This window comes from Streptomyces sp. NPDC005485, assembly GCF_040606085.1.
Lineage (GTDB): Bacteria > Actinomycetota > Actinomycetes > Streptomycetales > Streptomycetaceae > Streptomyces.
Window position 1 is genome coordinate 1 of sequence record NZ_JBEXDZ010000263.1, and the last position, 8,048, is coordinate 8,048.

The following is an 8,048-nucleotide window of genomic DNA, read 5'->3' on the forward strand; positions in this document are numbered from 1 at the left end:
GGCCCCTCGCTGCTGCGAGGGGCCTCTTCGGTCGGTGCGCCGCCAGGGACTCGAACCCCGGACCCGCTGATTAAGAGTCAGCTGCTCTAACCAACTGAGCTAGCGGCGCGCGCTGACTCGAGAACTCTACCCGACCGGAACGGGTGCTCCCGACCGCGGGGCCGGCCGGGACCCCGGTCCGGACGCGGTCGCGGGCGGCGCCGTACATCATTCGGACCGTCAACATGCGACACCGGATGACAGTTGAGAAACTGACGACTGTGCAGAAGCGCGGATATTTCCACCTGGAGTGTGAGGGGAATCGCATGGCGGCTCCGGTATTCGAGGAATTCGATCCCGCGAGCGACTGCGAATGCCCCGGATGTGTTCACTGGCGGCGTGTCATGCCGCATTCCCCACTGTCCGGCTCCCTCGGCCATCCGGCGGCCCGCAAGGCCCTGGTGCTGGCCGCGGCGGCGGGCACCGTGCTCGGCGCGGGCCAGTCGATGCCGGCGGTCGCCGCCGCCCACGGACCCGCCCACCCGGGCATCCCCGCAGGTGACGAGCCCGGTACCCCACAGGGCAGCAAGGCTCCGCTGCACGGGCCGGTCGGGAAGCCGGCGGCGCCCGCAAAGCCCGCGGCACCGGTCAAGGCGCCCGCGACCACCCGGGCGGAGATCATCAACCGGGCAAAGACATGGGTCACCGCCCAGGTGCCCTACAGCATGTACGCCTACTGGTCCGACGGGTACCGGCAGGACTGCTCGGGTTTTGTCTCCATGGCCTGGAACCTGCCCGGCAACGAATGGACCGGCAGCCTCGACACGTTCGGCGAGCGGATTTCCCGGGACCAGCTCCAGCCCGGCGACATTCTTCTCTTCCACAATCCGGCGGACCCCGAGAAAGGCTCGCACGTCGTCATTTTCGGCGGCTGGACGGACTACACACACACGTATTACGCCGCCTACGAGGAGACCCGCCCGCACGCCCGCCGGCAGGCCACTCCGTACGCGTACTGGAGCAACTCCGACCGCTATCTGGCGTACCGCTACAAGGGGCTCGCCGAGGGTGCGGGCGGCCCGGCCCCCTCGGGTACGCCGACGGCCACCCGCTTCCCCGGGGCGGTCTACTTCGGGCCCGGCGCGAGCAACGCGTACGTCACCCAGCTGGGCCGGCTCCTCGTCGAGCGGGGCGGCGGCCGCTTCTACACGCAGGGCCCGGGACCCCGCTGGGGCGACGCCGACCGGCGGGCCACCCAGGCCTTCCAGCAGGCGCAGGGGTGGACCGGAGCGGACGCGGACGGGCTGCCGGGAGCACAGACCTGGGCGTTGCTGTTGGCGAAGAAGGGAAGGGACATCGCGCCCCCCGCGGCGCCCGGGAGCCCCGGCCCGAAGGGGTCACCCAGTACCTCCTCGCACGGCGTGCCCGGCTATCCGGGGCGCGGGATGTTCCGGCCGGGCGCCGACAACGCCTTTGTCACCCGGCTCGGAAAGCAACTGGTCAAGAAAGGGTTCGGTACTCACTACACGACGGGCCCGGGGCCGCGCTGGGGCGAGGCGGACCGGCGCAACGTCGAGGCGTTCCAGCGCTCCCAGGGCTGGCGCGGCGGCGCCGCGGACGGCTACCCCGGGCCGGAGACCTGGCGGCGGCTGTTCTCGTAGCGGATCGCAACCCCGTACCCGGTCGGACCCTCGCACCCGATCGGACCCTCCCGAGGGAACGGCTTTTCCCGTCACTCGATCAATGACGCATCTGGCGCGGAGGCTGGAGGCACGTATGAGTACGACGACTTCACACAGCCCGGAGTCCGAAGGGGCACCGGAGGCCGGCGGAGCGCGCTCCGCCCGGCTCATCCACAACGAGGCGACCACCGAGATCCCCGTCCATCTGCTCTTCCGTGACGACCCCGAGCCGGTCTCGGTGCCGCTCGCGCCCGCCGTCGTGGGCCGCCGCCGCGGCACCGGCGAGCAGCCGCGCGTCCCCCGGCGGCCCCCCGTCCCCGTCCCGGCCCGCCCGGCCCCGGAGGTCGACCCGGAGCTGGTCGAACGCCCCGCACGGGTGCTGCCCGGCGGGGTGGGAGTGCTGGCCGGGGCCTGTGGGGTGGCCGGATGTGCACTCACCTCGTGGTGGGCCGGCGCGGTGCCGCCACCGGCGCTCGACGCACTCGGGCTGCCCTGGTCGGCGGGGGCCGGGTTCGGACCGGCGCAGTGGGCCGCGTACGCCGGGGCGGGGGCGCTCGGACTGTTCGGCTTCGGCGGTCTCGCCCGGGGCCGGACCGGGCGGGCCTGGGTGCTCGGCCTCTTCGGCCGCTACCGCGGCACGGTCCGGCGCACCGGCCTTCTGTGGGTCAACCCGCTGGTGCTGCGCCGCCGCGTCGACGTACGGCTGCGGCACTGGCGCAGCGAGCCGCTGTCCGCGGTCGACGCGAACGGGGTCGCGCTGCGCGTGGTCGTGCTCGTGGTGTGGCGGGTCAAGGACACGGCGCGGGCCACGCTCGGCATCGAGGACCACGAGTCGTATCTGCGCGAGTGCGTGGAGGCGGCGCTGTCCCGGGCGGCGGTGGAGGGGCCTGCCGCCAAGGGCGGTGCCGCGGTCTCGCGCTCGGCCGTCGGTGACGTGCTGACCCGGCTGGTGGCGGAGGACACGGCTCCGGTGGGCGTCGAGGTGTTCTCGGTGCAGCCGGTCCGGATCGAGTACGCCCCCGAGGTGGCCGCCGTCATGCACCGGCGCCGCATCGCCGCGCTGGACGCCCAGAACCGCGCCACCGCGCTCACCTCGGTCGTCGACTCCGTCGAGGACACGGTGACCCGGCTGACCATGCGCGGCCTCGTCGAGCTCGACGACTACGAGCGCAAGGCACTGGTGAAGGACCTGACGGTGGCGTTCTGCGCGGGACGGGGAGACGCATCGCCGTGATGGGTACGGACATGTCTTTTGATATGGACACCGTCAACTCGCGGTAATAATCTGGGACTTGGTCTAGACCTGAAGCGTCGGTTCCACGCATCGCGATGCGCTCGCACGGCTCACGGAACTCCCCACGTTCTCCAGGAGCGGCAGCATGCGCAAAAAGACCGGTACACACAGAAGGACCAAGTTCTACGCAGCCGTGGTCGGGCTCGCCACCACGGGAGCCTTCGTGCTCTCCACCGGCGGCGCCAGTGCCCACGGCTACACCGACCAGCCCCTCAGCCGGCAGAAGATGTGCGCCGCGAGCGGGGGCTCCGTCGCCAACTGCGGCGACATCCAGTGGGAGCCCCAGAGCGTCGAGGGCCCGAAGGGCTTCCCGGCGGCCGGCCCGGGCGACGGCCGGATCTGTTCCGCGAACCACACCAACTTCAGCCGGCTCGACCAGCCCAGGACCCCCGCGGGCACGGCTTGGCCGACGACCGGAGTGACCGGCGGTCAGAGCTACACCTTCCGCTGGCAGTTCACCGCCATGCACGCCACGACCGACTTCAAGTACTACGTCACCAAGTCCGGCTGGAACCAGAACCACGCGCTGACCAGGGCGGACCTGAACACCACCCCGTTCCTGACCGTCCCGTACGGCGGTCAGCGCCCGCCGTCCACGCTCACCCACACGGGCACCCTGCCCTCGGGGCTGAGCGGACACCACATCATCCTCGGGGTGTGGACGATCGCGGACACGGCGAACGCGTTCTACTCCTGCGCGGACGTCACCTTCTGAGCCTCTCTTGAGGCGCTGCGTCCTTCTGAGCAGGTACGTTCCACGCACGCCGCCTTGACCGGGGCGGCGTGCGTGGAGCTGTACGAACCGCCGGGGGACCGCCATGGAACTGTTCTTCTACCTCGTGCCCATCCTCATGATCGCCGGAGTGCTCTTCGGCGCGGGCAGACTGCTTTTGCGCGCCCAGCGCATCAGGAGCGCCTGGAACAGCGGGCTCACGGCCCCGGCGCGCTGTCTGCGGACGTACACGACGACCAGCGGAGGCGGCGGCGACACCTCCGTGAGCACGACGCTGCACCACGTCTACGAGTTCGCGACCCGCGAGGGGCGCACCGTCCGCTTCGAGGAGACGAACGGGCCGGGGACGATCCTGGAGGGCGACACCGTCACCGCGTACTACGTCGCCGAGCGCCCCGAGCAGGCCACGGCGCACGCCCCCGGCGCCGGGAAGCTCTGGGCGGGCACCGGGTGCTTTCTCGTGATCGCCTGCGTGATCGTCGTGTTCTGCGTCGGGTTCATGGTCGCGGTCCACGGGATGTTCGCGGAGTCGGGCGGCTTGCTGCCGTAGCCCTCCACATCTGACGGTACGTCAACTACCGTGCGCCCTCATGGGATCCCAGAGGCAGACCGTCGCGGAGCTCGTGCGGGAGCGGTGGGGCGACCATCGTCCCGGGCTGTGGTGCGAGGGGCAGATCCTGACCCACCATCAGGTCGCGGCGGGCGCCGCGGCCCGGGCGGCGCTGCTGGCCGACCTGGTGCCGCCCGGCGCGGAGCCGCACATCGGCGTCCTGCTCGACAACACCCCTGAATACCCCCTCTGGTTGAGCGCGGCCGCCCTCGCGGGCGCCGCCGTCGCCGGGATCAACCCGACCCGGCGGGGCCCCGAGCTGGCCCGCGACATCCTGCACACCGAGTGCCGCGTCCTGGTCACCGAGCGGGCCCACCTGCCCCTTCTCGACGGCCTCGAACTGCCCGGCGTACACGTCCTGGTGAGCGACACGGACGCCTACACCGACCTGCTCGCTCCGTACCGGGGCGCGAAACCGGACGGGTCCTCCGCGACCCCGGCCGACCGCCTTCTCCTCTACTTCACCTCCGGTTCGACCGGCGCGCCCAAGGCGGCGATCTGCACCCAGGGCCGCCTGGCCGCCGCCGGACAGTCCCTCGTCGATCACTTCGGCGTACGACGGGAGGACACGCACTACATCTGCATGCCGATGTTCCACGGCAACGCGGTGATCGCCGACTGGGCGCCCGCGCTCGCGGCCGGCGCGGGCATCGCGCTGCGCCGCCGCTTCTCCGCCTCGGGCTTCCTCGCCGACGTACGCGCCTGCGGGGCCACCTACTTCACCTACGTCGGCCGGGCCGTGCAGTACATCCTGGCCACGCCCGCCCGCCCCGACGACCGCGACAACCCGCTGAGGCTGGGCTTCGGCACGGAGGCGGGCGCGGTGGACGCGGCCGCCTTCGAGCGCCGCTTCGGCGTACGGCTCGTCGAGGGCTACGGCTCCTCGGAGGGCGGCGCCGCGGTCCAGCACACGCCCGACACCCCGCCCGGGGCGATCGGCCGGGCCGCACCCCGCGACGACCTCGCGGTGGTCGACCCGGACACCCGCGCCGAATGCCCGCCGGCCGCCTTCGCCGACGACGGTCGACTGCTCAACGGGTCGGATGCGATAGGGGAGTTGGTGAACCGCGGCGCCAACCCCTTCGAGGGCTACTGGCGCAACCCGGCCGCGGACGCCGCCCGCCGCCGCGACGGCTGGTACTGGACCGGTGACCTCTTCTACCGCGACAGCGCCGGATTCCTCTACTTCGCGGGCCGCACCGACGACCGGCTGCGCGTCGACAGCGAGAACCTCGCCGCCGCGATGATCGAGAACATCCTCGCCCGCTACGACGACGCGGCCGCCGTCGCCGTCTACGCCGTACCCGACCCGGTGGCGGGTGACCAGGTGATGGCCGCGCTGGCCCTGCGGTCCGGCACCTTCGACCCCCTCTCCTTCGCCGAATTCCTGCTGGGCCAGCCCGACCTGGGCACCAAGATGGCCCCCCGCTTCGTACGGATCGTGGAGCGCATGCCCGTCACCGCCACCAACAAGATCCACCGGGTGGCGCTGCGCCGCGAGACCTTCCGCTGCCCGGACCCGGTGTGGTGGCGCCCGCCGGGGGAGGCCGCCTACCGTCCGCTGGGGGAGGCGGACGTGACCGGACTGCTCGGCCAGTACCGGGACCGGGGCCGCGAGGAACTGCTGACGAGGTAGGGCGGGCCCTACCCTCGCAACGCCCCCTGCGTGTATGGTCCGCACCGCCGGGCGCGGCCTACCGTGAGCGCATGATCCGTCCGGTGGGATGCGTACGACACGTGCGCCACGTGGGATATCTCGTCAGCGGCGTCCTGGTCGGCGTCCCGCTGCTCCTCGGGCTGCTGGTGCTCGCCGTCGTCGGAGCCGCACTGACGCCGCTGCTCGTCGGACTGCCCCTGCTCGGCGTGCTGGCCCTGTCCGGCGTACCCGTCGGCGTCCTGGAGCGCCGGCGGCTGCGGCTCGCCGACCCCGGGCAACCCGTGCCCGGCCCCCACCGCGCCCCTCACGAGCCGGGCCTCGCCGCCTGGGCCAGGCTCCGGTTCACCGAGCCCGCCACCTGGCGCGAGTTGGCGTACACCGTCCTGCTCGCGTTCGTCCTGTGGCCCTTGGACCTGCTCGTGCTCACCGTCGCGATCGGCGTCCCCGGCGCGATGCTCGGGGCGCCGGTCCAGCTCGCGGTGTCCGGCGGCGACACCCGTATCGCCAAGCTGTGGCTGATCGACACCTACCCGCAGGCGGTGCTGTGCGCGGTCGCCGGGGCCGCTCTCCTGCTCGTACTCCTGTGGCCGCTCGCCCTCTACGGCCGTGCCCGCGCGGCCCTCGCCCGGCTGCTGCTGGCGCAGCGCGAGGACGGGCAGCGGCTGGACGAGGTGACGAGGTCCCGGGCCCGGCTCGTCGCCGCGTTCGAGGCCGAGCGGCGGCGGATCGAACGGGACCTGCACGACGGGGCGCAGCAGCGGCTCGTGGCGCTGGGCATGACGCTGGGCCTCGCTCGCCTCGACGCGCCGCCCGCACTGGCCGAACAGCTCGCCACCGCCCACAAGGAGGCGGACCAAGTCCTCGTCGAACTGCGCGAGTTGATCCATGGCATCCACCCCCAGGTCCTCGTCGACTACGGCCTCGGGGACGCTCTCGCCGACGCCGCCGACCGTTCGGCCGTACCCGTGGAGCTGGACGTCGACCTGCCGCGGTGCGCCGAATCCGTCGAGTCCGCCGCGTACTTCGCGGTGCGGGAGGCGCTCGCCAACGTGGGACGGCACAGCGGGGCGCGGCGCGCGTGGGTCACCGGGCGGTACGCGGAGGGCCGGTTGGGGATCGAGGTGCGGGACGACGGTGTCGGCGGGGCCGACCCGTCCGGCGGGTCCGGGCTCACCGGACTGGCCGACCGGCTCGCGGTCCTCGATGGGACACTGACGGTCGACAGCCCGGCCGGGGGGCCGACCGTCCTGCGACTGGAGATTCCGTGTCCCGTGCGTTGAGAGTGGTCCTCGCCGAGGACGGCGTGCTGCTGCGCGAGGGACTCGTCGGACTGCTGGCCCGCTTCGGGCACGAGGTGGTCGCCGCGGTCGGGGACGCGTCGGCGCTGCGCGAGTCCGTGTCGGCGTACGCACCCGACCTCGTCGTCACCGACGTACGCATGCCGCCCGGCTTCCAGGACGAGGGTCTGCGTGCGGCCCTCACCCTGCGCGAGAAGAACCCGTCCCTGCCCGTGCTCGTCCTGAGCCAGTACGTCCAGCGCGCCTACGCCGCCGAGCTGCTCGACACCGGGGACGGCACCGGTGTCGGCTATCTGCTCAAGGATCGGATCGGGCAGGTCGAGCAGTTCGCGGAGGCCGTGGAGCGGGTGGCCGCGGGCGGCACGGTCGTGGACCCCGAGGTCGTACGGCAGCTGCTGCGCCGCCGCCGCGATCCGCTGGCGGCGCTCACTCCGCGCGAGCGGGAGGTGCTGGGCCTGGTGGCGGAGGGGAAGTCGAACGGCGCGATCGCCCGCGAGCTGGTGGTCACCGAGGCAGCCGTCGGCAAGCACATCGGCAACATCCTGGGAAAGCTGAACCTGCCTCCGGCGGAGGACACGCATCGCAGGGTGCTGGCGGTGCTGGCCTATCTGCGGGGCTGAGGGCCCGCGGGGCGAGGGGGTGTGGGTGGCGAAGCCCCCACAACGCGCGGCGAAGCCGCGCAGAAATGACGATAGCGAGGCAGTTCGCGCTTTCTGCGAACATGCCTCGCTATCGCTAGCGTGCGCCGCCAGGGACTCGAACCCCGGACCCGCTGATTAAGAGTCAGCTGCTCTA

General features: G+C 72.4%; 7 protein-coding genes and 1 tRNA gene. 7 read left to right on the forward strand and 1 reads right to left on the reverse strand.

What is annotated here, in order from left to right; translation table 11 throughout:
- Positions 1–35: 35 nt before the first annotated feature.
- Positions 36–109, reverse strand: a tRNA-Lys gene (locus ABZS97_RS42675).
- Positions 110–305: 196 nt separating this feature from the next.
- Here ABZS97_RS42675 and ABZS97_RS42680 point away from each other — a divergent pair.
- The 7 genes from ABZS97_RS42680 (at position 306) to ABZS97_RS42710 (ending at position 7,873) form a co-directional block, all read left to right on the forward strand.
- The gene (locus tag ABZS97_RS42680) at positions 306–1,640 is read left to right on the forward strand and encodes a peptidoglycan-binding protein (RefSeq protein ID WP_356148897.1); all 1,335 of its coding nucleotides are present in this window, start codon (positions 306–308) and stop codon (positions 1,638–1,640) included.
- 115 nt (positions 1,641–1,755) lie between these two features.
- The gene (locus tag ABZS97_RS42685) at positions 1,756–2,895 is read left to right on the forward strand and encodes an SPFH domain-containing protein (protein ID WP_356148900.1); all 1,140 of its coding nucleotides are present in this window, start codon (positions 1,756–1,758) and stop codon (positions 2,893–2,895) included.
- Between the two features lie 145 nt (positions 2,896–3,040).
- Positions 3,041–3,670: a lytic polysaccharide monooxygenase gene (locus tag ABZS97_RS42690; RefSeq protein ID WP_356148903.1), complete on the forward strand. Its 630-nt coding sequence runs from the start codon at positions 3,041–3,043 to the stop codon at positions 3,668–3,670.
- Positions 3,671–3,773: 103 nt separating this feature from the next.
- Positions 3,774–4,238 (forward strand): DUF3592 domain-containing protein, encoded by a 465-nt coding sequence (locus tag ABZS97_RS42695; RefSeq protein WP_356148906.1) that lies wholly within the window; start codon positions 3,774–3,776, stop codon positions 4,236–4,238.
- Positions 4,239–4,278: 40 nt separating this feature from the next.
- Complete coding sequence (locus ABZS97_RS42700) at positions 4,279–5,934, forward strand: AMP-binding protein (protein WP_356148909.1); 1,656 nt, start codon at positions 4,279–4,281, stop codon at positions 5,932–5,934.
- Positions 5,935–6,005: 71 nt separating this feature from the next.
- Positions 6,006–7,235 carry a sensor histidine kinase gene (locus ABZS97_RS42705; RefSeq protein WP_356148912.1) on the forward strand — a complete coding sequence of 410 codons (1,230 nt, stop codon included), beginning with the start codon at positions 6,006–6,008 and terminating at the stop codon, positions 7,233–7,235.
- Complete coding sequence (locus tag ABZS97_RS42710) at positions 7,220–7,873, forward strand: response regulator transcription factor (RefSeq protein WP_356148915.1); 654 nt, start codon at positions 7,220–7,222, stop codon at positions 7,871–7,873. The genes ABZS97_RS42705 and ABZS97_RS42710 overlap by 16 nt, the downstream gene beginning before the upstream one ends.
- The last annotated feature ends 175 nt before the right edge of the window (positions 7,874–8,048 follow it).